This window comes from Anaerobiospirillum sp. NML120448 (assembly GCF_023050945.1).
Taxonomy (GTDB): domain Bacteria; phylum Pseudomonadota; class Gammaproteobacteria; order Enterobacterales; family Succinivibrionaceae; genus Anaerobiospirillum.
Genome location: NZ_JALKIM010000014.1, coordinates 19,591 through 46,152, shown reverse-complemented (window position 1 = coordinate 46,152; position 26,562 = coordinate 19,591). Strand labels below are relative to the sequence as shown.

General features: G+C 39.2%; 20 protein-coding genes. 7 read left to right on the top strand and 13 right to left on the bottom strand.

Translation table 11 applies throughout. The annotated features are described in order from the left end of the window. Window positions 1–236: 236 nt before the first annotated feature. The 9 genes from MXE38_RS04150 to glgC all read right to left on the bottom strand — a co-directional run bounded on the left by MXE38_RS04150 (window position 237) and on the right by glgC (window position 12,329). Window positions 237–1,601 carry an FtsX-like permease family protein gene (locus MXE38_RS04150; RefSeq protein WP_246912110.1) on the bottom strand — a complete coding sequence of 455 codons (1,365 nt, stop codon included), beginning with the start codon at window positions 1,599–1,601 and terminating at the stop codon, window positions 237–239. A 35-nt stretch (window positions 1,602–1,636) separates the two neighbouring features. Then, a complete protein-coding gene (locus MXE38_RS12510) occupies window positions 1,637–2,869 on the bottom strand; it encodes an ABC transporter ATP-binding protein (RefSeq protein ID WP_246912108.1) in 1,233 nt (410 codons plus the stop codon). Between the two features lie 33 nt (window positions 2,870–2,902). Then, window positions 2,903–4,195 carry an FtsX-like permease family protein gene (locus tag MXE38_RS04140; protein WP_246912106.1) on the bottom strand — a complete coding sequence of 431 codons (1,293 nt, stop codon included), beginning with the start codon at window positions 4,193–4,195 and terminating at the stop codon, window positions 2,903–2,905. A 121-nt stretch (window positions 4,196–4,316) separates the two neighbouring features. Continuing rightward, a complete protein-coding gene (locus MXE38_RS04135) occupies window positions 4,317–5,165 on the bottom strand; it encodes an aldo/keto reductase (RefSeq protein WP_246912097.1) in 849 nt (282 codons plus the stop codon). Window positions 5,166–5,417: 252 nt separating this feature from the next. Beyond that, window positions 5,418–6,878 carry a tRNA uracil 4-sulfurtransferase ThiI gene (thiI, locus tag MXE38_RS04130; RefSeq protein WP_246912095.1) on the bottom strand — a complete coding sequence of 487 codons (1,461 nt, stop codon included), beginning with the start codon at window positions 6,876–6,878 and terminating at the stop codon, window positions 5,418–5,420. Between the two features lie 166 nt (window positions 6,879–7,044). Continuing rightward, window positions 7,045–7,896: a peptidylprolyl isomerase gene (locus MXE38_RS04125; protein ID WP_246912091.1), complete on the bottom strand. Its 852-nt coding sequence runs from the start codon at window positions 7,894–7,896 to the stop codon at window positions 7,045–7,047. 229 nt (window positions 7,897–8,125) lie between these two features. Next, the gene (locus MXE38_RS04120) at window positions 8,126–8,938 is read right to left on the bottom strand and encodes a hypothetical protein (protein WP_246912083.1); all 813 of its coding nucleotides are present in this window, start codon (window positions 8,936–8,938) and stop codon (window positions 8,126–8,128) included. A 374-nt stretch (window positions 8,939–9,312) separates the two neighbouring features. Beyond that, window positions 9,313–10,512, bottom strand: coding sequence for a 1-acyl-sn-glycerol-3-phosphate acyltransferase (locus tag MXE38_RS04115; RefSeq protein WP_246912079.1), 1,200 nt, complete (start codon window positions 10,510–10,512; stop codon window positions 9,313–9,315). A 497-nt stretch (window positions 10,513–11,009) separates the two neighbouring features. Beyond that, complete coding sequence (gene glgC / locus MXE38_RS04110; RefSeq protein ID WP_246912077.1) at window positions 11,010–12,329, bottom strand: glucose-1-phosphate adenylyltransferase; 1,320 nt, start codon at window positions 12,327–12,329, stop codon at window positions 11,010–11,012. 1,380 nt (window positions 12,330–13,709) lie between these two features. Between glgC and MXE38_RS04105 the strand changes: the two genes are divergently transcribed. The 3 genes from MXE38_RS04105 to MXE38_RS04095 all read left to right on the top strand — a co-directional run bounded on the left by MXE38_RS04105 (window position 13,710) and on the right by MXE38_RS04095 (window position 16,700). Continuing rightward, entirely contained in the window at window positions 13,710–14,417 is a 708-nt protein-coding gene (locus MXE38_RS04105) for a 5'-methylthioadenosine/adenosylhomocysteine nucleosidase (protein WP_246912074.1), read from the top strand. Between the two features lie 216 nt (window positions 14,418–14,633). Beyond that, window positions 14,634–16,010: a cobalamin biosynthesis protein gene (locus MXE38_RS04100; RefSeq protein ID WP_246912066.1), complete on the top strand. Its 1,377-nt coding sequence runs from the start codon at window positions 14,634–14,636 to the stop codon at window positions 16,008–16,010. A 45-nt stretch (window positions 16,011–16,055) separates the two neighbouring features. Continuing rightward, the gene (locus tag MXE38_RS04095; protein WP_246912064.1) at window positions 16,056–16,700 is read left to right on the top strand and encodes a Smr/MutS family protein; all 645 of its coding nucleotides are present in this window, start codon (window positions 16,056–16,058) and stop codon (window positions 16,698–16,700) included. A 94-nt stretch (window positions 16,701–16,794) separates the two neighbouring features. Here the strand turns inward: MXE38_RS04095 and MXE38_RS04090 are convergent, their stop codons facing one another. From MXE38_RS04090 to MXE38_RS04075, 4 genes are all read right to left on the bottom strand, one after another. After that, the gene (locus tag MXE38_RS04090; RefSeq protein ID WP_246912062.1) at window positions 16,795–17,343 is read right to left on the bottom strand and encodes a VC2046/SO_2500 family protein; all 549 of its coding nucleotides are present in this window, start codon (window positions 17,341–17,343) and stop codon (window positions 16,795–16,797) included. A 195-nt stretch (window positions 17,344–17,538) separates the two neighbouring features. Beyond that, the gene (locus MXE38_RS04085) at window positions 17,539–18,813 is read right to left on the bottom strand and encodes a hypothetical protein (protein ID WP_246912058.1); all 1,275 of its coding nucleotides are present in this window, start codon (window positions 18,811–18,813) and stop codon (window positions 17,539–17,541) included. A gap of 100 nt (window positions 18,814–18,913) precedes the next feature. Then, the gene (asd, locus tag MXE38_RS04080; RefSeq protein ID WP_246912056.1) at window positions 18,914–20,026 is read right to left on the bottom strand and encodes an aspartate-semialdehyde dehydrogenase; all 1,113 of its coding nucleotides are present in this window, start codon (window positions 20,024–20,026) and stop codon (window positions 18,914–18,916) included. A 64-nt stretch (window positions 20,027–20,090) separates the two neighbouring features. Then, on the bottom strand, window positions 20,091–21,365 hold the full coding sequence (locus MXE38_RS04075; protein ID WP_246912050.1) for a hypothetical protein: 1,275 nt from the start codon (window positions 21,363–21,365) through the stop codon (window positions 20,091–20,093). A 169-nt stretch (window positions 21,366–21,534) separates the two neighbouring features. Here MXE38_RS04075 and MXE38_RS04070 point away from each other — a divergent pair, with 169 nt between their 5' ends. The 4 genes from MXE38_RS04070 to MXE38_RS04055 all read left to right on the top strand — a co-directional run bounded on the left by MXE38_RS04070 (window position 21,535) and on the right by MXE38_RS04055 (window position 26,506). After that, a complete protein-coding gene (locus MXE38_RS04070) occupies window positions 21,535–23,319 on the top strand; it encodes a YcaO-like family protein (protein WP_246912047.1) in 1,785 nt (594 codons plus the stop codon). A 270-nt stretch (window positions 23,320–23,589) separates the two neighbouring features. Next, entirely contained in the window at window positions 23,590–24,231 is a 642-nt protein-coding gene (lolB, locus tag MXE38_RS04065; RefSeq protein WP_246912041.1) for a lipoprotein insertase outer membrane protein LolB, read from the top strand. A gap of 36 nt (window positions 24,232–24,267) precedes the next feature. After that, window positions 24,268–25,116 carry a 4-(cytidine 5'-diphospho)-2-C-methyl-D-erythritol kinase gene (gene ispE / locus MXE38_RS04060; protein ID WP_246912039.1) on the top strand — a complete coding sequence of 283 codons (849 nt, stop codon included), beginning with the start codon at window positions 24,268–24,270 and terminating at the stop codon, window positions 25,114–25,116. Window positions 25,117–25,555: 439 nt separating this feature from the next. After that, entirely contained in the window at window positions 25,556–26,506 is a 951-nt protein-coding gene (locus MXE38_RS04055) for a ribose-phosphate pyrophosphokinase (protein WP_246912037.1), read from the top strand. Window positions 26,507–26,562 lie beyond the last annotated feature (56 nt).

Below are 26,562 nucleotides of genomic sequence, written 5' to 3'. Positions count from 1 at the left end.
CTCTTATAAAACTGACTAATTGTCAGTGATCATAGTACCTGTTAGGCACCTAACTAACTCATTAATTTAGCATTTTGTTCCTACCATGAACAAAACGCAAAATTTTCATTTTCTAATCCGATCTAGCTCTCATATCTATTGCAATAATTTCTCACTTGCTAAGATAATGCCCTATCGCTGTGCTTTTTCCTTTAAACCAAACAAAAAAGCCATGGCAATCACCATGGCTTGTAAAACTAAAGATTTAACTCTTGAGCTGGTTTGACTTTTGAGGCTCTCATAGCAGGATATAAAGCTGCCAAGAAGCTCATTAATAAAGAACAAGCTAAGACAAAAATCACATCAATTGCTGATAAGTGGCAAGGAATGAAGTTAATAAAATAAACTTCCTCATTGAGCAAATCAAAACCAAACCAATCTTTAAATGATTTGGTAAAAGGAGTCAGTACTAAACTAAAAACAATGCCTAATACCATACCAATAATGGCACCATAGCCTCCTGAGATTAAGCCCATTAAAGAGAAGGTTTTTACTACCTCACGTGGCTTCATACCCATAGTAAGCAAAATAGCAATCTCACGACGCTTTTCACCAACCATCAATAACAAGTTAGAGACGATATTAAAGCAAGAAACAGCCAACACTAAGAACATGGCTATATACATAATTTGTCTTACCATTTGAATATCATGGTAGAGCTTGCCTTGGGAGTTCATCCAAGTAACCAAATAGGCACTTTCTTTAAGTTTGCCATTAGTAGCTTGGAAGACAATTTTATTAGTGTCTTGGTAGTTTTTGGTTTTAATATGAATACTATTAGCACCATCTAGCTTAGCAATTTCTTTTAAGACCTTAAAATCCATCAGAGCAATAGAGCCATCAAGTTGACCACCAATATGAATGATACCTATTACCAAGGCTTTATGCTTTTCAGGATTCTTTAAAGACTGAGAAATCACACTGCTATTGGCATTTTCTTTATTGTGATCCAAAGTTACTATAGTAACCTCTTGCCCTACCGTTACCTTAAGCTTTTTGGCAATACCAGAGCCAATAATGATGCGTGGGGTATTAGCATAGCGATCATCATTATTAAATTTTTCCAGCTCTTGAGAATACCATTGGGCATTCTTAACATTAATCTGGCACTTATCTTTAAACTCAGGATAAAGCTTATGGCTTAAGCAATCTAAGTCCACATTGGTAAAACGCTCAATATCAATCACCTTAGTCTCTTTGGCAGGATTAATACCAGCAATTACCAAAGGCGCAAAGGCCTTATTAGCGCTAATAATAGATTTTTGCTCTACGACCTGAGCCGTAGCTACAATATTTTTATCCTTAAGCAAGATACTTTCAATGTCTTTACCATTAGTAAAATAAGGTTTAGAGCTGTTAAGTTGAGCTGATGGAATAAGCGAGAGTACACGATTTTGCAGTTCGTACTCAAAGCCATTCATAACAGATAAACCTACTATTGCAGCAAATACACCTATAGCGATACCGCAAGTAGAGGCAAAAGAAATAAAGCGGGTGAGACCACCTTTACGACGTGACCTAACAAAGCGTAAGGCCATAGTAAGTCTCAAATTATTTGCCACAAGCACCTCCGCACTTAATGCTCTGTGTAGTCGGCTTATTTTTTATTGTCAAAGAAAACTACTTTACACTCACTAGTGCCACTATAGTCAGCAGGCAACTCTTTATCGCCCTTAGAATCTTTAGCTAGGTTTAAATCTTGTGCCTGACCATTACTCTGCCCTAAAGCCTCAGATCCATTATGGCTCTCATGGTCATTAGGGCCATCATGGCCATGATGGCCTTCGAGACCATCATGGGACTCATGATTAGCATAGACCTTATGGCTTCTGGAAACCTCAGCTAAAGTAGCATCAAGATATTGAGAGCCAACACGATTGGACTCTTCTTTATTAATACGGTAACTACCTACAGTAGAGCTATAAAGCTCTGCGTGATCTTGATTAGAGTCATTTTTAGTCACCTCTTGAGCACAGAAGGTGACAGTTGCAAAATTATCACTTTCTTTTTGATAAGACTCATGTAATTGCGATGCTGCATTAAGATTCTTAGCTCGTGGCCTAATCATTTTGTCATGAGAAATACCCTTAGCCTCAGGATTTAAATTAATACTGCTGCCTGCAAATTCCTCACTTAGCGATTCGTCAAAAGTGCCGTTTTCGATAATGCCATTAGTCATGGAGTAAATATTGTCACAACGTGATGCAAGAGCATTATCATGAGTTACCATCACCACAGCTGAGCTTTCGTCATGTACCAGCTCTCTAAATAAATCAAATACCATATTGGCATTGTATTCATCTAAATTACCTGTAGGCTCATCAGCTAAAATTAGCTCTGGAGAGTAAGCCAAGGCACGAGCAATAGCTACACGCTGTCTTTCACCGCCAGACATTTCACTTGGTAGCTTATGAGCTAAATCCTTTAGGCCCACTCGCTCTAACAAATTATAAGCACGGTTTTGTGCTAATGAAGTGCTCACCTTATCAATCAGCAGCGGCATCATAATATTTTCTAGAGCACTAAAATCACCTAATAAATGATGGAATTGATAGACAAAGCCTAAATGACGGTTTCTAAAAATGGCTTTTTCTTTAGGGCTCAAAGTTAAAATATTGGTATTTTGAAAATAGATCTCTCCTTTATCTGGAGTATCTAAAGTGCCCAAAATATGCAATAAGGTACTTTTACCTGAACCTGATTTACCCACAATGGCAGTCATTTTGGATGCTTCAATATCCAAATTAACCCCTTTTAATACAGGGGTCTTGATGGAACCCTCGCTATAAGAGTGTTCTATAAAACGGCCTTTTAATAAAATCTTATGCATATTGCCATCATCTTAAAGGATACAAAAAATTATTTATGAGCTTGCTAAATGCTTAGTTGGATCTGACTTGCTAGCATAATAAGCAGGATAGAGCGTGCATAATAAAGCCACCAGCCAACACATAACTACAATAGCAAGGATATTATCAAAATCAATAATTACAGGTAACTCACCTTGCATAATACTAATGCCTAACACATTAAGAATAGCTTGGGCATTAAACGCTAAAGGCACACCTAATAATAGACCGATTAAAGAACCTATAAAGCTTGCTGACATGCCTACTAACAAGAACACATTTAACAAGCTGATATTATTCATGCCTAAAGTTTTTAAAATAGCAATTTCGCTAACTCTAGAACTTACTACCATAGTTAAAGAAGAAAGAATATTAAAAGCTGCTACCAATACTATTAAACACAGCATGATAGTCATGCTAACCTTTTCTAATCCTACAGCCTTAAAAAAGTCACCATAACGAGAGCGCCAATCTGTAAATTCAAATTTAGTTGCCAGAATTTCAGCTACTTCATCTACTGCAAAAGGATCGCATAAGAACAGGCGGAAGTAAGTATCTTCATGACTAATTCTAAAGAACTTCCGTACATCATCATATTCGCCAACTACAATAGGCGCATTGGACTTATCAATACTCTCAATCACATCAACCACTTTAAAGTTTCTTTGGATAGGAGTAAGGCCAAAAGGAGTATAACGAGCATTTTGGGTACTAATAAGACGAACTTTATTGTCACTATTAGTGCCATCCATATTAAAGCTCATAAAATTAGTATAGTTGAGAGCTAGCTCATAACGTCCTTTGGTTAAATTAAATTGCGATCCATAGGAGTAACCAGCCTTATCAACATGAGGCATCTTAATGCAATATTGCAAGTCTAAAATATTGTCATCTTTATTAGTTTGAGAGCTTCTATGAGTAGTCAATCCTATAGTGCTAGCATAGCGATGGCTGACGTACAAAGAGTCAGTTTGATTAGCCTGAAGCGTCACCATAGAAATGTTAGAACCATATTGAATCATAGCTTGTCCCTCAACAAAAGGAACAAGGGCATTAACATGCTTAATGTTAAGCAAAAATGGGATATCTGAGGCTTTGGCCTTAACAACTACATGTGGACAGTCACTTAAAATATTTTCTTTAAGTCGCTCTTGTAAGCCCTGCATAATAGAACTAACTACAACTAAGGCACATACACCTATAGCAATGCCCAATGTCGCTAAGGTAGCAACAAAAGTTGCAAAGCGCTGTTTTTTTGAGCCTTTGATGTAGCGTAAAGCAATAAAGAGCACTGATTGATTGAGCATGCTCTGCACATCCTATTGATCAGGTATGGTTAAACTAAAAAAATAAAATCGTTTTAGATAGAAAAGATGCTTTATTCTATATCTTTGATTGCTTATTTGCCAACAAATATGCAAACGATTCCTATTTAAGGACAATATCGGCTAAAGCTTGAACAAATTCAGGATCTTGATGATCGCAAAAGACACTGCGTTTAGTATCTAGACTACGAATCAAATTCATTTCAGACTGAGTAAGCTCAAAATCAAAAATATCGAAATTTTCCTCCATACGCTCTACATGAGAGGACTTTGGAATAGCAATGATGCCATTTTGAATTAAAAAGCGTAAAGCAATTTGAGCAACACTTCTATCTTTACGAGCTGCTATCCTTAACAATACAGGATTCTTAAAGAAGTTATTCTTGCCCTCAGCAAATGGTCCCCAAGATTCCAATTGCACCTTAAACTTATCTAAATAAGGACGCAAAGCACTTTGCTGCTGGAATACATGGGTTTCCATTTGATTAACTTGCGGCTTGATATCAACAAAATTACACAGATCAACTAAGCGATCTGCATAGAAATTGGAAACACCAATAGCACGGCACTTACCTTGGGCTAAAGCATCCTGTAGCGCTCTATAAGAGCCATAATAGTCACCAAAAGGCTGATGGATAAGCATAAGATCAATATAATCTGTGCCTAAACGCTGCAAGGACAGCTCTAAAGATGCCATGGCTTTTTCATAGCCAGAATTTGATACCCAAATCTTTGAAGTTAAAAAGATCTCATCACGAGGTACTGATGAATCCTTGATTGCTTTACCAACCTCAACTTCATTGTTATAGGCCTGAGCAGTATCAATCAGTCGATAACCAACCCCTAAAGCATTGGCTACTGCCTGATAGCACTCATGGGCATCATATAGTTGAAAAACGCCAAATCCTAAAACAGGCATTTTTACATTGTTATTAAGAACAATGTTTTGCATTACCTTATCCTATCTTTGCCTTAAACTATTATTAGTCTTGCCTACCAAATAGTATCACTATGCTTAAGCTTAAAACTTAAGCTTAATAAGATAAATCATTTTGCCCCTTTATTATTAACGCAATTATCACAAAAACACATAAATGCCCTAAAAAAGCACATTTATTAATTTAAATGATAAAAAAATAGGTTGTGCCTTCCTTTTACCAAAGAAACCACAACCTACTTATTAATATCTTAGCAAGCTTTAATCTTACTTAGGACGATAAACCTTAACATTATGATGGCCTTTTTCCTTAAGCTCACGAGCCTGCATTAAGCTCATTACGCCCTGATCACAATAAAGAGCATAAGTCTTAATTTCATCAAGCTTATCAAACTCAGAGGCTACCTTATAGAAAGGCAATTCAATCACAGTATGATTGTCATCCTTTAAAGGAGCTTTAAGCGCATCATCTGGAGAACGTACATCTAAGATCACATCGCCAAAATTAAGCTCACTTACAGTCTCAACTTCAACCTCAAGCTTGCTTGTGTTCTCTGGAATGGCCTTAATATCTAAATGGCTAGCACGCTCAATGGCATCCTCTACCAAATTAGCATCCATCTTAGCCTCTTCTTCCTCTACAAAAGAAGAAGATGGGCAAACGTTAGGATGGTCAGAAATTACACCACAATACTCAGGCATGCTCTCAGCAAAACCTGCAGTGCCAATTTCCCAAGCCTTATCAACAATATCCTGCTTATCCTCCATAGCTAAAGGACGAAGCACAATGCACTCAGAGACATTATCGATATGATTTAAGTTAGTAAGAGTTTGGCTAGAAACCTGACCTACAGCTTCACCTGTAATTAAGGCCTCAGCATTAAGTCTACTTGCTACCTTAGAGGCTACTCTTACCATCATGCGCTTTAAGATTACGCCACGTACACCATGATGAGTACGCTCTAAGATTTGACCCACAATCTTTTCAAAAGGAATAGTAATGAACTTTACCTTGTGAGAAGAAGCAAAACGATCCCAGATAAAATAGGACTCTTGCTTTACACCAATCTCATGGGCAGTGCCACCCATATTAAAGAAGATGTAATGCACCTTCATACCACGGTGAATGGCTTTATAAGTAGATACACCACTATCAAAGCCACCAGAGATCAAGGTTAAAGCTGCACCTTGAGAACCAACAGGATAACCACCTAAACCTTGATACTTATTAGTAATAACAAAGGCCTTGTCCTGCTCAATCTCAAGATTAATAGTAATATCAGGATTGTTTAAAGACACACCATTATTAGGATAGTGAGCCTTAAACATACCGCCAATCATACGCTCAGCCTCTTGGGAGGTAAAAGAGTGATTACCACGACGGCGTACTCGCAGCGCAAAGGTCTTACCCTCAAGTAAAGGGCCATAGATAGGGCCTGCTACCTCAAATATATCTTCAAACTTTTCAAAGTTAAACTCTTTAACCTCTAAAAAAGAATGAATACCAGGGATACGAGAGAGCTCACGAACTGCCATAGTGCGGGTCTTATCTGAGTCATCCTCACCTACACTAACAATTAACTTATCCCATTGTGGCTGCACCTTGATAACAAAATCATGATTGGCTGCCACATTCATTAAATTCTGTGTTAAGACCTTAATCAATCTATTGCGTACAGGACGACTTTTAATTGAGATCTCAGGAAACAGGCGGAGAATGAACTTCATTAAAAAAACCCTAATATTACTTAAGAAAAGTAAGAGCGCATGATCAACCTAAAAAGCACAGCCCTCTTGATATGCTCATACCAAGAGGGCCGTTAAATGGCTTAAACATCGCCCTGCTGTGAGCACGGCGCATAGTTTACCAAAAAATTAGCGAATAAAGCGCATTTTAGTGGTGGTGATGGCCATGACCGCCGCAACCACACTTGTGTTCACCAGCGCCTTCGCCCTCACCATCGTGGTGATGGCCGTGGCCGCCGCAGCACTTATGCTCGCCCTCACCCTCGCCCTCACCCTCGTGATGGTGGTGGTGGCCGTGACCGCCGCAACCGCAATGGTGCTCACCCTCGCCCTCAGCATCGTCGTGATGGTGGTGGCCGTGACCTCCGCAGCAGCAATGGTGTTCACCCTCACCCTCAGCATCGTCATGATGGTGGTGGCCGTGGCCGCCGCAGCACTCATGCTCATCATCGTGGTGGTGGCCGTGACCACCGCAGCAACCGTGACCACCATGGCCGTGACCGCCACAACCGCACTGGTGAGTGGATGGACATACGCCGTCAACATGGGCGTGACCATGAGCTAACTCTTCTTCAGTAGCCTCACGTACATCCTCAACTACTACCATAAAGTTGAGATCTTTGCCTGCTAATGGGTGGTTACCATCAACTACTACAGTGTTGTCATTGATTTCTTTAATTACCACTAAACGTGGGCCAGAGGAAGTATCAGCCTCAAAAGCATTGCCTACTTGAATAGGGAAATCACCAAATAATGCGCGATCAATAGTTTGAATTAAACCCTCATTAATTTCACCAAAGGCCTCTTTAGCCTCAATGTGGGTTACAAACTCATCACCCTTAGAGTGACCTTCTAAGGCCTTCTCTAAGCCTGGAATTAAGTAACCCTGACCTACTAAGGCAACAACAGGACGCTTTGGATCGGTACGACCTACAACTTGTTCGCTTTCATCAGTAACAATATAAGAAACTGTAACTACAGTGTTTCTAGTAATCTTCATAATCAATCTGCCTTGTTGGATAAAAGTTAATTTAATTCAGGCTAAATAAGCTAATTAATCAATTATACACCACTATGAATTTTCAGTTAGCCTGTTGCAACAGCCTTATCATGTTTGTCAGCTAAGAGCCTCTTTTAAGCAACCTTTCCAAGCCTAAGAATCTTAATAAAGGCGCTATTTATGCTGTTTTTAATATGAAAAAACCCACAATTAAGTGGGTTTTTTGCAATTAATTATTAGCTACCAATTTAGCACCCGATGGCGCTGCGTTGCCTCTGATATCATCCACAGCTCGATGCAAACTTAACATGTGCTCATTAATAGCAGAATTCATAAAACACTTTTGGCTTTCCAGACCATTGCTATCAAAGGCCTGGTATACACCCTCGGAATTAGCAACAAACTTTACGCAGCCATCTTTTAGCTGCTCACCCTTAGCCACTAAGGTGATCATAAAGCCGTCAGCTACAGCCTCAATATTACTATCATAATAAGGGCTAACTTTTTTAGAAAAATTGAATTTACAGCCAATATAACCTGCATTGATATTGCCACAAGAACTTAAAAAAGCAGCGCCATCACTTAGCTCAGCTAAGGCTTGTTTACGATTAGCCACTAATTGCTTATTTTCTTTAGCCTCTTGAGAGTCAAAACCAAAGATAGACCAGCCTTGATCCTCAGAGGCAATTACTGGTTCTGCCTCTTTAGGGTCAAAGGCAATTTGTCCTGACTTTAAAGAGCCTTCATTTGGTAAGGTGCCACTTGTAGCCTTGTTATAAGCAGACTTATTAAAAGGATCAAAGCTCTTATGCTCTACCATATTACCCTGGGTAATATTGAGTTCATTATTAATGGACTGATTGTCATAAGAGGCCTCACTTGGCTTTAATAAGACGTGCAAAATCAAGCTCATAGCAAATACAGCTAATAAGCTAGCGCGAATATAGCTAGGAGAGCCATCTTCGTTATAAAGAGGGTTAAACTTGAATTTTTGATAATAGCTTTTAGAGCTAGTAATCAAAGCAGCAAAATTAGAAGACATAAAACGTCATCCAAAAAAAGAATCTAAACAGGCAAAATAAAGAAATTCTTAAACACTTAGGTTTAAGTAGTAAGCGCGATTGCTTATGCCACAAAGTAAAGTTGCCACAAATTATCATCAACATACAGACAAAATTATCTTTTATATCTGTAAATTGGGCTCTATTTTAGCTTAAGAAAGTATCAGTGGCTAACAATTTTCCATTTATAAGCACTATATATCAATAATAAATATGTAACTAGTTTTGGCTCATTTTAAGGGCTGAACCAGCTCTTTTAGCTTTAAAAAAATTTAAGAAAAATTTTTTAAAGCCCCAAAAAAAGCCATAATCTGATGAGATTATGGCTTTTTCTTCATAAAACTTAACTAAAAGGCTAATCCTTTAAATCAAGCTCGCCCTCTTGAGCGCGTTTTTGATTGATATAAGGATAAGCATACATTTGAAAAATACGTTTGTGTAAGTGCTCTGGAAACTCACTCATGCGCTGGTCAAACTTAGCTTTATCCTCAGCAGAGATATTAGCAATCATGCTCTCATCTACTAAGCCTAACTTGTAAGCAGCTAACATAACGCTTGGGTAGAGCTCATAGTTAAGATAAATAAACTTATCAATAATGGCAGCTAGCTGAGCTGGGGTCTCAAAACCACCTTCAATAGGCTTACCAGCAACAATGCTAACTTTACCTTTATAGTCATTAATGCCTTTGATAATGCTCTTAATGTCTTCAAATTCAGCCTTTTTATAATGGCCGTTATTACGAGCACGCTCCTCAAGCTCATTGGCCTTAGCCACATCACCTGGATCAAACTCATAAGTAATAGAGACAGGCACAATGTTAAGACTGCTCATGTACTCACCAAAGCTCTTGCCTTGCTTGCGACCATACATGTTAAGCATCTTTAATACTGCCTCTTCGGTGCAGTCATTGCCATCTTTAGCACGGCCTTCACGTTGAGCAATCCAAATAGAGTGCCCCTCTTGTAAAGAAAGACCAATATAATGAGATAAATGATTTACCTCACGCAATCTTTCACGAGGCAGGGTAACAGAGCGCTTTACAATAAAGCTCTTATTAAGACGCATTAGCGCAGTAGCTGCTGGCATCTTAAGCAAGTTATCACCAATGGCAATACGTACTGTTTTATGATGATAGCTATGGAAAGCATAATCGATAAAGCATGGATCTAAAGAGATATCTCTATGGTTGGAGATAAAAAGATAGCCTTTAGAAGGGTCAAGCTCCTCAAAGCCCTTAAAGGTAACGCCGTCGGTAGTGTTAGTCATCATTTTACTTACAGCACTAGCCATTTGTAGCTGGAACTGCTCAATAGAATGAATTTGCTCTACGGCATTTTTAATGTAAGAGCGAACCTTAATCTTTAATAAAGGGCCAATTAACTTAGAAAGCTTAGGATAACGGAGTTTTACGATGCCATTAACTAATGACTCATCATTGGCAATGATGGCTAGTTCCTGATGAGCCTCATCATCTCTACATGGACGGATATCATCGAAAATTGCATCCTCACTTGACGCAACCTTTGCGTTATCATCGAGGATTTGCTCACTCATCAGTAACTACTCCTGTTGAAAAAACCAGATCTGCTTTGTACTAACCAGTACCTAAAATTAGTAAGACTGGTTTTAATAAGAATATACAGACAACTTTTTAATCATATCATCATAAAAGCGATATATAAGCACAATAGCTTTAGAACTTTGATCCACGCCATATAAATAAATGCACATTTTTAACGCTACATATATGATTTATTTACAGCAGATCAAGCTTAGATATGATATGACAAAAATTTAAAAAAATTGTAAATCATAAAAGCAATAACGCTTAGCTTTGCTGTTGTTGCTTTTTAAAGCTTGCAAGCTTAAGCAAAATTGTACTTAAGTGCAAGTGTTATAGACCTAAAAACGTATTTAGCGCTCATTTTCTTAAAAAATTTTGGTCTATGTGAATTCTTGCTCTTTTAAAATTAAGAAGCACCTTGCCGCTTTGTTGAATGACCAATGCGTACAAGGTGCTTTTTAGTAGTTTAAAAAATTAAACTATAAAATTAGTAAATTGGTGAGCTCTTGCCAGAGTAAGAATCAAAGCCCTCAAAGAGGTGAGGCTCGTCTTTACGTAATTTCTCAAGCATTTCACGAGTTACTAATACAACACCGCCAGCGGTACGGAAGAAACGTCTAGAGTCAGCATTTACATCCTCACCGATTACGAGGTTACGAGGTAACTCACAGCCACGATCTAATACAACCTTAGTTAAACGGCAGCCACGGTGAATTACGCAAGATGGTAATACCACAGCCTCATTTAAGCTACAGTTGGAGTGCACACGTGAATTGGAGAACAATACGCTGTGAACTAAAGCAGAACCAGAAATAATGCAACCTGCAGAACATACAGAGTTCATAACTACAGAAGATGCACCATTGATATCCTGAACATACTTAGCTGGAGGTAATTGATCCTGGTGAGTCCAAATTGGCCAAGAGGTATCGTATACGTCTAACTGTGGTTGCACAGCTGCGATATCCATATTGGCTTCCCAGTAAGCATCAATAGTACCTACGTCACGCCAGTAGCAAATGTCCATATTGCCTAAATTGCGAATGCAAGATAGAGCAAAGTCGTGAGCGTGAGCCTTATGCTCTTTTACTAACTTAGGAATAATGTCAAAGCCAAAGTCACGACGTGAGCCTTCGGTATTAGCATCTTCGGTTAATACATCGTATAAGAACTCAGCATTGAATACATAAATACCCATGGAAGCTAAGCTGCTATTTGGATCGCTTGGCATTGCAGGAGGATCTTGTGGCTTCTCTAAGAAGTCAGTGATCATATTGTTGTTATCAACCTGCATTACACCATAAGCACTAGCCTCAGAGCGAGGGATAGCAATACATGCAACAGTTACAGGGCAACCAGAGCTGATGTGATCCATAACCATAGCGGTATAGTCCATCTTGTAGATGTGATCAGCACTTAAAATTACAATGTATTTTGGATTGTGGTTGCGAATAATGTCGATGTTCTGGTAAACAGCATCAGCAGTACCTTGATACCAGTGCTCTTCGTCAACACGCTGTTGAGCTGGGAGTAAGTCAATAAACTCATTGAACTGGTTACGTAAGAAAGACCAGCCAGACTGAATGTGACGTAATAAAGAGTGGGACTTGTACTGGGTTACAACACCAATACGAGTAATACCAGAGTTTACACAGTTAGAAAGTGCAAAGTCGATAATTCTGAACTTACCACCAAAGAATACGGCAGGCTTAGCACGGCTATCAGTAAGCATATGTAATCTACTGCCACGACCGCCAGCAAGAACTAAAGCTAATGTTTGTTTAGCCACATCACGTGAGTTTTCCATCACTATGACCTCAATTTATTATTTGTAAGCTAGAAAAACTAATACCATCATCGCCATGCTTAACAGCTCTTATAAGCTACATTTATAAAGAGCCGAAATTGGTGAAACTATCTATCATCATTAAACACCATTATTATTGGTTTTTAAGGTGCTTAACATTAAGAATGAATTCATTATGCCTAGCCAAACACAACTTCCTTACATTTCTTGATATGTCATTAAGCACTTGAACTACCACTTCTACCTTTCTTTTTACCAAGTGGCCTTCAAACTAAACAAACTGTTTAGCTCTAAGTTCATGACTGGCTTGCTACCACACACTTTATCTTCTATGAATTACAAGTGAGCAGTTAGTTAAAAATTGCTTTACCTGGTTTACATAGTTTCGATTACACGTAACTATAAAAAGCATTTTATGTAAGAGCCTTAAAAGATCTGCTGTCTGATACTGTATTACTTCTTATCATTGAGCTTTCCACTCCGATGTCATCAGACCATAAGAGCGGATCTTTTAAGACTCTATGCTTCTGTCTTTTTGTACGTATTAATATTTAGGTAAAGTAAATTTCAACCTTCGATTAAGCCGACGATGTAACATGTTTAACGATTGTGCACCAGTCGCGACAAATATGCTATCTTGTCGGCCTCCTTTTGTGAGAGCACTCAAATAATAAATTTGTTTTGCTCAATATTGTGCAAAGCCTCAATATATAAGGATTTGTTAATAATTTGTTTGAGCTATTTTAAGAAAAAATTCTCGTGCACCCCATAAAGTGCATAATTTAGCCTAAAAATGATGACTGGAGCCACAGTGTGCACTAAGCACAGTGCACGGCAGACAAAAATTTCCCGTCTTTATTATGGCTAACAAGCCATACCCTATTTTTTACCACGTGCCTTTTTAATAATTTCTCCAGCCCATCAGCCCCTGCACCTTATCGTTCACCACCGTCCACCGCAGCCACACCATCTGACGCAGCTGACGCAGCTAACGAAGCTAACGCTGCCCTAGCAGCTAATGCAGCCGCCCGCTCCTTGCAGACCTAAGAGCACAAGAAGGGCTGCCTGGCAGCCGTCCGCTCGATCTGAAGTCTGCCAAGGCACCATAAACTACTGCATAGCCTTTGGTACTACCAAGCCTAACCTACTTACCAGCTCATATTGGTGTTTGCTATGGTAGTGAGAGTAATCAGATATTTGCGGTATTCCTAACTTTTATTAAATTTGACCGTTCTATAATTATTGCTAATATTAGCGTACCTTGGTTGTGCCCCTTATAATAGGCAAGGTATTAACCATATGTGCTCACAATCGAGCTGATGGTAGCAGCCACAACTTTAGGCTATGTGAAAAACTTTCAATATATTTAGGGAGCTTATTATGCGTATTGGTATTATTGGCCCAATGGAAGAAGAGGTTAGCTTACTTGCTAACGCCATTGAAAACAAAAAGATTGAAGTAGTAGGTAACCGTGAATATATTTGTGGTACCTATCATGATCATGAGATTGTTTTAGTTAAATCAGGTATTGGTAAAGTATGCGCCGCCTTAGCTGCTACTGTATTAGCCGATCACTTTAAAGTAGACATTCTAGTTAACTCTGGTTGTGCTGGTGGTATTGGTAATGGCTTAAAAATTGGTGATATTGTTCTCTCTACTGGTCTTGCCTACCACGACTTTGATCTTAAGATTTTCGGCTATAAGAGAGGCCAAGTACCATCCTATGAGCAGTATTTCCAAGCTGATCATGCCTTAATTGCTAAAGCCGAAGCTGTTGCAGCTACTTTAAAGCAAGAGCAAGGTTTTGAGCCTAATGTCTTTACTGGCGTAGTGCTCTCTGGTGACCAATTTATTAGCCAAAAGCAAGTATGCTTAGACATGAAGCAAGACTTCCCAGAGGCTCAAGTAACAGAAATGGAAGGTGCTGCTGTAGCCCAGGTATGTAATGACTTTAACGTACCATGTTTAGTAATTCGCTCTGTATCAGATACTGCAGAAGGCGAGAGCCCTGAAGTTTTTGAGCAATTTGTACAATTAGCTGCTGACAATAGCGCTAAATTACTTTTAGCCTTAATTGATGCACTTTAATTACCGCTTATACTAAGAAGCTAAGGCAAGGCCAACCCCTACAAAGATTCAAGGGGTCAGGCCCTTGCTAAAACCTGAGCTGTTTTTACAAACAGCTGCGCTAGCTGCAGCGCAGCGCTGGCTGCGCTGGCTGCACAGGATGCGTTGTGTGAAGTTTACCCTTTTACTTGATCATGTGCTTGCTTTGGGCAGCAGTGGCTAATAGATGAGGTTAAAATGTTAGGAAACCAAATTAGTAGTTCGTTTAACGCTGCTGATGTAGCTCAATGGCTCAATCAGTATCAAGCTCATCTTAGCTCTAACTTCTCTGTACCATTTTTTAATAATGAAACAGCTCAAGGTAGCAGCTCAAGCTCATTGATACTTAATGCTGAGCAAAGTAGCTCTATTTTTAACCAAAGCTATCAAAGATCAGAGCAAAAGTACCATGGCGGTCAAAGCAGTACGCCTGCTGCTCAAGCAGCCCCTACTACTGCGGCTCCTGCTACAAACGAAAACACTCAAAGTGCGAGCAACAATGAGCTTTATGATAGCTATCTGCAAGAGCAAAACACTCCAGTAGCTCCAAACACTTATTCTGTAAATCAAGCAGCTAATTCCAATACTCAAGCTAATACCAATAGCTTTATCAACTTTGACCAAAATCTCACCGTGGGTGATGTTAATGTTGGTATTCTCTTTAATGAACCTAGTTTAATTTTGGCTTTAGCTTTGATCATTGAAATGATCATACCTTTACCAAAAGGCTTTAAAATATCAGCCCTTAGCCCTATTTTTGTGGGCTTATCTCGTAAGGTTAATCGTCCAAGTTCTAGCGATCCACAAAGAAGCTTTGCAGGTTTCTTTTTATCGCTCTTAATCTTACTGGTTATTCTCTTTTTAGTTTTTACCTTAGATGCACTCTCAGGCTTTGATAATTTAGTTTCTTTAATTGTGCTCATTTGGGTACTTGATCTTAAGTATCCACAAGATCGTGCCATTTATGTTAATCGTGCCTTGCATGAGGGCTTTAAGGAAAAAGCTAAAAATCTCTTATCTGACTTAGTGTTAAGAGAAACCTCTATGCTCTCACCAATGGGTATTGCTAAGGCCGCCTGTGAGGGAGCTATTTTAAGAATTTTCTCAGGCTGGTTTAGTGTGATTGTATGGTACTTTATTGCAGGTATTGAAGGTGCAGTACTGATGCAAACCATCAATCTTTTAAGCCAATCTTATAACTATAAACTAAGAGGCAACCATCATTTTGGGCAGTTTATCTTTAGAATGCATCAACTCATGATTGCTATTCCAGCTGCTTTATTAATGGTATTTTTGTTCGTCTCCAAAAACCCTATTAGACATATTGCTCATGCCAAAGAAGGATTTAACTCTTTCCCAGCTCCTATTTCTGGTTTAGTCTTAGGCGCTGTTGGTGGCTCATTAAATATTTCTTTAGGTGGCCCTCGCTATTATCAGGGCAATATTATGCGACTACCAAAATTAGGTGGTGAGCATAATCCTGATGATCAATCAATACTTTACGCCATGCGTAAGATTAGAATGTGCGGCTTATTACTCTTAGTTGTAAGTGTACTTATTGATCTTAATTTCTAAAATTTATACTGCCAAATAGCGTCTTTAGTTTACTGGTAATTATTTATGGATAATTTACACGATAACTCTTTTTCTTTTGAAGATCTCTTAATGCAAGAGGCAGTACAAAAGGTTGATAATATTGACCTTGTTGAACAGTTAGGCAAGGTTAAAAAAATTGAGCAAGATAAAGTAGCTCAAGTAACTCCTACTATGGATAAAGAGACCTCTCGTATTAAAAAAGAGGCCGCTACCCGTGATACTACTGAGGAGGCTATTGATTACTTCTCCTCTACTTTTGTTCCTTTAGTAGCTCCTAATGAGGTCTTATCTTATCGCAGTGCTGGCGCTCAACCATTTTTACTTAAGAAACTAAAAAATGGCGAATATCGTGAGGCTGATTTTATTGACTTACATGGTAAGACAGTAGAAGAGGCTTATGAATATACCCGTCGTTATATAGTGGCTGCTCGCAATGAAGGCTATCGCTGTGTATTAATTATTCATGGCAAATCAGAGCGTGAATATGCCAAGAAAAAGGCTACCTTAAAAAGCTATGTTGCCCATTGGCTCAAACAAATGCCTGAGGTGTTAGCTTTTCATAGTGCCCCTGAGTGGAAAGGCGGTACAGGAGCTTTAATGGTGATCTTAAAGAAAGGCGATAAAGCCTCTTTGGATAATCGTGAACTCCACGCCGTACGTACTCGCTAAAAGCAAAGCTTATAGAAACAAAAAAAGCACATAGCTTCGTCTGCTATGTGCCCTTAACTAAAGTAAAGTAATCTAATATCAGTTGGTCTAAAACTTAAGCTGTAGCATCAATTTTCATTTGGGCTTGAATTTGGGTCTGGGAGTGCTTAATTTCAGCTAACACATCCATATTTTGACCACGGCCTTGGAAAGTCTCATATTGCAAGATTTCGCCAGCAAATTGCTTGCGCACTTTCTCTTTCTTTAAAGGTGCTAATTCAGCATAAACCTCAGGAGCAAGATCTCTTTTGAATGGCACTAAAGGCTCTTGACGGAGACATTCAGCTAAAAATACCTGAGATTGACCAACTTGAGCATCCTCATGATCATGAATCATATCGGCAAAATCCTGACCACGAGCAAAATCGTCGCTTTGAGCATACTTGCGCACTTCTGGTAATAAGCAAAACTTAGAGCGCAAGTCCTCTGGAGCCTGACCAATATCTGGGCCACGAGTCCAGGCAGCGTCAGTAACATCAGGGGATAACATAGCCAACATTAAATTAAAATCAGTCTGGTCTCCTTCATGAAGAGACTCATTTAAGCGTTGACCTAATTGAAGTTCATCAACAAGGTAAACGTCACGTAACTCTTGTGCAATCATAATGTGGCCCTGCCCTGATATTTAGATAATACTTATTGCTATTAAGCTTAAAATTTCCTAAGTCCCAAGCCTAATAGTTATTAATAGTTTTTGCCTATATAAGTAACAACGGCTACAGTGTCAAATTATTTAGCAAAAACTATTAATTTGATCTCAATAGCCCTCAATGAGCAAGGTTTAGACCAATACTAAATATTAGATACTTTGCCCCTTGCTAAGTGGTTTAGGGATCTTAGCGCCAGCTTCATTCATGACCTTATTACGAATGCCAATCATAGCTTTAAACAAGTCATAATCACTTTGCTTGCTGGTAAAAGAAGCTATGGAGCTTGCAGCATAGGCTATAGGATAGGCGATGGCGGTATAGTCAATAATGTTTTGCTGCTCGATTACATAATCTCTAAGAGCACTATTATTCTGGTAATTACTGTCAAAAGAAAGCTTAAGCTGTCCTTGCTCTGATGCAAGGTAGGCCTTATTAGAATCACTATCACTAAGAGTTAGCACTTCTTGATCCAAGGACTCAATCTTACAATCCTCACCTAAAGAAAGCTCGGTAAAATCGTAGTCAAAAGACAGCTCTTGGCTTAACAAATAATTATAAGAATATGGGGTGATGAGCTTTAAAATTTCTTGGTCGGACTTTAGTTTACTGCCATCGAGCAGGCCATAGCCATTTTCAAAAATGGTCAAGCCAATTTCATTGAGCATGTAGTCGTTCAAATCCAAGATTTGCGTATTAGCCTTAAGATGAATGCTGTGCTGCTCCTTGTTTAAAGAAAGCTCTTGCACTCTATTCATACTAAGAGGATGGAAAGAGCGATAAATCTCTTTATCAGAAAAAATGGTACGACTAAATAAGGAGCCAGGATGGCCAAACAAGCCTACTTTAGTACCTTCACTAAAGTTGGTATTTGCTAGCAGAACATCATATAAGGCCTCGTTAAATAGCACTTTAGACTTATCAGCAAGGTTAAAATCACCCAGCCCTTCTTTGTTAATAAGCTTGTCTACCAGCTCAGTGCTATTATTGGCAGCCTTGGTATCTTGATAGGCTAAAAAAGCATCCTCAACCTCAAAACTACCATTTTTGTAAACGGCAAACTCAAGATTAAGACTAACTTCAAAATCCTTATCATTGAGGTTTTTGACAACTTTAGTTTTAAGCTCTTCACTAAGGTTTGGCATGGCCCAATTAACAATGATTTCATTGGCAATAGTGCTGCGATAAGCCACCATAGGCACCTCGCCTTTGGCCTCTAAATTACTCCAAGTTCCCTTAGCAGCATAAGGGCTTAATGATAAAACCTCAGAGACATTCTTTTTGCTCTCATTAGGAAAATAGCCATTTTTGACCTTGTTAATATTATCCTCTGCACAACCAACCATTAGAGCAGTACACAGAGGCATGATAGCTCCTAATACGAATGAGCTTTTTAGCGCTTTAGATAATGGTGAAAGTCGATCCATAGCTTGATTAATCTCCTAATAAAAAACAGACAGCCACTTAATGTCTGTTAACCAGGCCATTAAACGACTGTCTGTTCTAATAATAAAAATTCTGTCTAAATTATGCTACTAATAAGCGTAACATTCTGCGTAATGGCTCAGCAGCACCCCATAAGAGCTGATCGCCTACAGTAAAGGCAGATAAGTATTGATCGCCCATCATCATCTTACGGATACGGCCAATAGGTACAGTTAAAGAACCAGATACAGCTGCTGGGGTAAGTTCACGTAAAGTTACTTCCTTATCATTTGGAACAACCTTTACCCATTGATTGTGAGCAGCAATTAAAGACTCAATCTCGCTTACGCTAACATCTTTCTTAAGCTTAATGGTTAAAGACTGGCTGTGGCAACGCATAGAGCTAATACGTACACAGTTACCATCTACAGGGATAGCGCCAGGGGCTAAGCCTAAGATCTTATTGGTCTCAGCCATACCCTTCCACTCTTCCTTGCTTTGACCATTGTCTAATTGCTTGTCAATCCAAGGCAATACAGAACCAGCTAAAGGAGCGCCAAAGCATTGAGTTTCAAAAGAGGCACTGTTCATGGTCTGACGAACTTGCTTTTCAATCTCTAAGATATTGGAATGTGGATCGGCTAATTGAGCTTTTACACTATCGTGTAATTGGCCCATCTGGATTAAGAGCTCACGCATGTTCTTAGCGCCCGCACCAGAGGCTGCCTGATAAGTAGAGGAGGAAACCCACTCAATTAAATCAGCCTTAAAGAGGCCAGCCATAGCCATCAACATTAAGCTTACAGTGCAGTTACCACCAACAAAAGTCTTAATATTGGAGTTTAAAGCTTGATCAATAACGTTTTGGTTTACTGGATCAAGAATAATTACGGCATCTTGCTCCATACGTAAAGCAGAAGCAGCATCAATCCAATAACCCTTGAAACCAGCTTGCTTTAAAGCAGGATACATCTTGTTGGTGTAATCACCACCTTGGCAAGTCAAAATGACATCCATGCCCATTAAGTCATCAACGCTATAAGCATCGAGCAAGACATCAGACTTTAGGTTCTCAAATTTTGGTGCAGCTTGACCTGCTTGAGATGTAGTAAAGAAGTAATTGTCAAAAAGCTTGAAATCACCCTCGGTCTGCATTCTGTCCATTAAAACAGAGCCAACCATTCCACGCCAACCAACAAGACCTAGCTTTAGCATTGCTTATAACCTCAATATAAGATGTAAGTAATATCCACACACCAGTAAGGTTACCTTGAGATTGTTAAGAGGCATCATCCTTACTTGGGCATTTATCTACAGAAAACTCTCGGAAAAAACTTCTATCCGATGCCTCTAATAATACCGTTACTTTTTTACCAGAAACGATAATACTGCGTAGGAGTTGATTTTTGCACAATCCAGGTGCATTTTTAACGAACTGATCTAGCGCTGCCTCTTTTTGGTGCTCGTCATAATCTGCAAAAATTGCAGGATCTTTCTCAAAGTAAATTTTGAAATTGTTGTTGCGGTCATCAATTCTTACCATGGAGGTATGCTCATCAATCACCAAAGGTAATGATGCCTTTAAAGTTTCAATACTGTCAGCATTACGATCTACCATAAAGTGGTTATAGGCTATGTAACCTACTAAACCGAGCATCACAATGCCCATCAACTTAACATTACGCAGAAGCTTAAGACGTGATTCTTCTTTAGCCTGAGCTTGCTTGTTTAACAGATTTTGATATTTACCATAAAAACGAGCACCACCAGCATTAATATGATCTTGCATATCCTTATTACGAGCCAGCTCTTCTTGCTCTTCTGCTGATAGGTTATGCAACTTACTTAAGCTGTTAGTCTCTAAAGTTACATTAGAACTATCTAAGCCCTGCTCCTCTAAGGCCTTTTTACGCTCCTCCATACGCTCTTGAGCAGACTCCATATCAATTTGAGCTAAAGCCGCTCTCATATGAGCAGGTAAACTATAAGGCTCATAATGATCACCACGAGCACGAGCTGAGCTTTCTAAAGCTTTATGGAAAAAGCGATTGCCCTTAGCTAAGGCCTGATTCTCCTCAGCACTAATATGTGGCCTGCCCGTAAACTTAGAAACATCATCCCCTATCTTAAAGGAGGCACCATTAGCCATCTGGCTATTACTATCATCCCCAGACTGACCCTGCCCCTCGCCCTCACGCTCACGCTCACGCTCACCAGTGACTACCGCCTCAGCCACGGCATCAGCTGAGCCCTCAGCAGCGCCTGCTACTGCTGCATCTTTTGCAGCAACAGCATCAGCTTGAGCTGTTGCCTCTACCTTAGGCTCATCTTGGGTATCCTCAGGGGTGTTACTAATAGGCTCTAATGTGGAATCTTGGCCTAGCTCTTGGCAGACTGCCTGGCTTGCGCCTGTGCTAGCGCTAGCGCTAGCACCAGTGCTTGGGCTTGGGCTTGGGCTTGAGCCTGTGCTTGGGGAGTCATTATTAGTAGCACTAAGGCTAGGATTAGCATTATCGAACTCGTCATGGTTTTTATTTATTTCTTGGTTACTCATGGCTTTTGTGTCCTTAGTCAAATAAAAGCTCACCACAGGATCTCAAACTGACAACAGCTTGGCTGATTGTACATTTTAGCAAAGCAATAATTAGGAATTACTTAATTAAAGTATAATGATGCTTAACTTTATATTATTGGCTATTTGTTAACATTTTGGACGTTTTTCAATGACTACAATTGCAGGCAAGGATGCTGCTTTAGAAGATACCTTAAGTCGCTTTAAACAAGTGGCTCAAGAGCTTAAATTAGATCTAGTAGAAGAGCAGTGGCTCAACCCTTTACCTGATTTATGGTCTGTACATCTTTCTATAGCTAACTGTCCTGCCATTTACTCTAATGGTAAAGGTTCCACTCAAGATGCCGCATTATGCTCAGCTTATGGCGAAATTTTTGAACGTCTTGCTACCCATATGAGCTTTAGTGACTTTTACTTAGGTCAAACTAATGCTGATGCTAAATTCGTCCACTTTTCTGATGAAAAATGGACTGAGATCATTGATAGTGAAGAGGATGAAGAAGGAATTGAGGGTTGCCCAATCCCTAATGACATTCTCAATGTTAAATTACGTAAGCTCTATGGTAACAAGGGTGCTTTAACCTTAGAGAACTTAGTAGACATCCAAAGCTGCTCCTTTGAGCGTGGCGTTTGCTCTATTCCTTTTACCAATGCTCGTAATGGCGAAGTAGTTTACTTTCCAGTTAACTTGTTAGATAACCTCTATGCATCTAATGGCATGAGTGCTGGTAATAGTGAATATGAGGCTTTAGTTCAAGGTCTAAGCGAAATTATTGAGCGCTATGTTAAGGCTAAAATCATTCGTGAAGGCTTAAGCCTACCTCAAGTGCCAGACAAGATTATTGAAAAATATCCTAAGTCTTATGCCACTTTAAAAGCCTTACAAAGTGATGAGCTTAAGGCTATTTGTTATGATGCCTCTTTAGGCGGCAAATATCCTGTAGTATGCGTGGTTTTATTCAATCAAAGTAATGGCACTACAGTAGCATCTTTTGGTTCTCACCCAATTTTTGAAGTTGCTTTAGATCGTACTTTAACCGAGCTGATGCAAGGTCGTACTTTTAGCGATTTAGATGGCTTTGATGAGCCAAGCTTTGATCTTGAGCAAACCAGCTCCATTATTAATATTGAAAGCCATTTTGTTGATAGTACTGGCCTACTACCAATGATGATGTTCAAAAAGCAGCCTATGTTCAAGTTTGTAGCATGGGACTTTGATGGCAGCACTCATGATCAATATAAGGCTTTACGCTATATTATTGATAAATTAGGCTTTGATATTTATATCAGAACTTATCAAAACTTAGGTGTACCTGTTTACCGCATTGTGGTACCTGGCATGTCTGAGATTTATCCTTTTGATGATCTGATCTATAACAACACTAATTCTTACATTATTTTCCAAGAAGCTATTTTAGGGCTGCCAAATTCTCAAGAAACACCTGAAACTTATCTTGATTACTTAGATGAGCTGGAAAGTGAGAACATCGATGACGATGCCCTACTGCCTAAGATTCTAGGCTTATTGCCAGACGATGATAGCCCTTGGAAAACCTTACGCTTTGGCGAGCTTAAATGCTTAATTGCCCTTGAGGCCAATGACTACGAACGAGCCTTGGATTTTGCTCGCTGGACAGTATTGTTCAATCAAACTATTTTTGATTTGCAGCGCTTACGTTTCTACCAATGCTTAATTAAGGTTTTAGAGTGTAAATTAGATAAGCACTTAAAGTTAGAAGACTTTAGTGAAGCGATTGAGCTTATTTATGGCACTGAGACCTTTAAGAAGGTTATGGCTCATATCAATCACGAGCAAAAATTTAATGATCTCTGCTCCTCTGATCTTGAGTTATCAAACTTTAAGGCTCATCAAGAGCTAATTAAGGTTTATGACATCATTAAGAATGCTCATATTGCTATGGCTGCCAACGACTAAAGCGTAATTACAACTTTATTGAGCCTAGAATGGGAACATTACTAGGCTCTTTTTTTACTATCAGATAAAACTTTTACCCCCTGCCAGGCCCTGGCCATGGCATTGGCCATAGCCATAGCCTTGGCATGGGCCCATGCCATGGCTCTGGGCTTGAGAGCAGGCTAGCTTTGCAGGGCCAGGCTCTGCAAGGATAGCCAATCTGAGCTTTGACAGGATGGTGGGCCTGTGGAATGATGGGGGCTTTTTTGTGTTTTTAATTGAGGATGGAATATGTTTAATTGGTCATTAGCCAAGAGCAAGCTTTTATTACCACTTACTTTAGGCTGTGCCTTATGCTTAGGTTTAAACGGCTGTCAAAGTACTAGTGATTTAGGGGCTATGAGTACTCAAGAGAGCTTTTGGCAGAATATGCAAAGCCGTGTTAAAGCTATTAAGAGCATTACCTTAACAGGACGAGTAAAGGTTGCTTATAAGCATGATCGCTTTACTACTAATTTTCTCTATCAGGGACAAGACAGTAATAATTACCAATTGCGCTTATTATCAGGCGTGGGCAAAGAGCTAGCTAGAATTAAAGTTAAAGATAGCAAGGCTTCTTTATTTAGCTCTGGCCATCTTTATGAGGCTGATAACGCTCAAGAGCTTTTTGCTCAATATATGGATATTCCTCTACCTTTAAATGAGTTTCATAATTTAATTTTAGGTATTGCCCCTAATGATATGAGTGTCTTTAATGACTTTGGCATCTTACTGCAAAGCCAAGTTGATAATTATGTTGCTAACTATCGTGATTATCACACCTATCAAAATGTTGCTCTGCCAAAAGAAATTGAAGTACTAGGCCCACAACTTGAACTTTTAATCACAACTCGTGAAATTCGAGACGTTGAGTTTAACTACCCTAACAATTAATAATGCTTGGCTTATAGCATCAATAGGAGGAGATCAATGATTGAAGTCTTATCACCATGTAAAATCAATTTGTTCTTATATATAACAGGTAAAAGAGCAGATGGTTTCCATGATTTACAATCATTATTTTGCTTACTCAATCACGGCGATACCATGCGTTTTGAGGTTCAAGATGACAATCAAGGTCGTATTGAACTTGATAACACTATGGGTATGGCACTTGAGGATAATTTAATTTACAAAGCAGTAAAGCTCCTCCAAGAACATAGCAACAAGGCCTTTAGCGTTGCTATTGGAGTGGACAAAGTCTTACCTATGGGCGGTGGCTTAGGAGGTGGTTCCTCTAATGCAGCAACCACCTTATTAATGGTCAATCATTTAGCTAAGCTCAACATTAATAAAGACACTTTATTAAATCTGGGCGCAAAACTCGGTTCTGACGTGCCTTTTTTTGTGGGCGGACACAATGCTTATGTTGAGGGCCGTGGTGAATTTCTCTACCCTAAAGATATTGCTGATCGTTACTATCTAGTAGTTACTCCAGCCGTTCATGTAAGCACTAAAGACGTATTTACTGACCCTGAATTAAAAAATTACTTTAGCCCAAAGCGCTCTTTTGATGAGCTCTTAAGTGTGCCTTACGGAAACGATTGTATATCAATTGTTAGAAAAAATTTCTGTGAAATTGGACACACTTTAGACAGATTGGTAAAATATGGGGATGCTGCGATGTCTGGTACAGGAGCATCATGCTTCGTAGCTTTTGATGATTTGGCTCAAGCACAATATGCACAAACTCAATTAGCCTCAGAGCTGGATTGTAAGTTTTCATCCTTTGTTGCTAAGTCCATCAATTGTTCTCCTGTTATCAGAGCAATATCTTAATTTAAAGCTTTCATATAAGCCTTATCATTGTGTAAGGAAGCATAGCTTCTTTGTTAGTATTTTGCTAAAAGCAAATATGTGGCTCATACAGTTTTTGTAGCGTAGTGTTGCCCCTTTTGAGGCTAGCCACAATATAGCTAAACTCATACCCTACTCCTAAGCAAGCTTACAAACATAGGACTTAAAGGAAAATTCTTATTTCCTTTAAGGGAAGTTTGTTTGCTTTAAGGGTAAAGAGTCGATACCTATTTTTTTAAGGTTTTATTACTACTTTTAGTAGTAATTAAATCTAAAGGTAGCATTTAATTGTCTAGCTAATTAAATTTGCTATAGCCCTAACGCTGATTTTTACCTGATTAATGGTAATATACAGCGTGCTTTGATAAAGCATGTAATGTATGAAAGTGCAAATGTTTTAACATTTTTTCAGGACTCTTGTATGGCTGATATGAAGTTATTTGCTGGTAATGCCACCCCAGAACTAGCAAAAAAGATTGCCGCTCGACTCTATACTCGCTTAGGTAACGCAACCGTAGACCGTTTCTCAGACGGTGAAATCCATGTTCAAATTAATGAAAATGTTCGCGGCTGCGATATCTTCATTATTCAGTCGACCTGTGCACCGACTAATGACAATTTAATGGAATTAATTGTCATGATCGATGCAATGCGCCGTGCTTCTGCAGGCCGTATTACTGCTGTAGTTCCATACTTTGGTTATGCACGTCAGGATCGTCGTTTACGCTCTGCTCGTGTACCTATTACTGCTAAGGTAGTAGCCGACTTCTTATCATCTGTTGGTGTTGACCGTGTATTAACTGTTGATCTCCACGCAGAGCAGATTCAGGGCTTCTTTGACGTTCCTGTAGACAACTGCTTCTCCTCCCAGATCTTCGTTGATGACATGCTTCAGCAAAACCTCACTAATCCAGTTGTGGTTTCTCCAGATATGGGCGGTGTGGTACGTGCTCGTGCTATTGCTAAGTTATTAAACAACGCTGACATTGCTATTATCGATAAGCGTCGTCCTCAGCCAAACGTATCTGAGGTTATGCACTTAATCGGTGAAGTAAGTGGTCGTGATTGTATTATCGTTGACGACATTATTGATACTGGTGGTACCTTATGTAAGTGTGCTGACGCTCTTAAGGAGCGTGGTGCATTACACGTAATGGCTTATGCTACCCACCCAGTATTATCTGGTAAGGCTTTAGAGAACATTGCTAACTCTACTTTAGATGAGTTAGTAGTTTCTGACTCTATCCCAGCTACCAAGGAGACTCGTGAGATCTCTAAGATCCGTTACTTAACCTTATCTCCTATGTTAGCTGAGGCTATTCGTCGTATTAGCAACGAAGAGTCTATTTCTGCTATGTTCCAGTCTATCTAATAGCTATTATTAAGGCTCACTAAAATATCAAGCGAGCCTTTTTTAAAAAAGTAGAC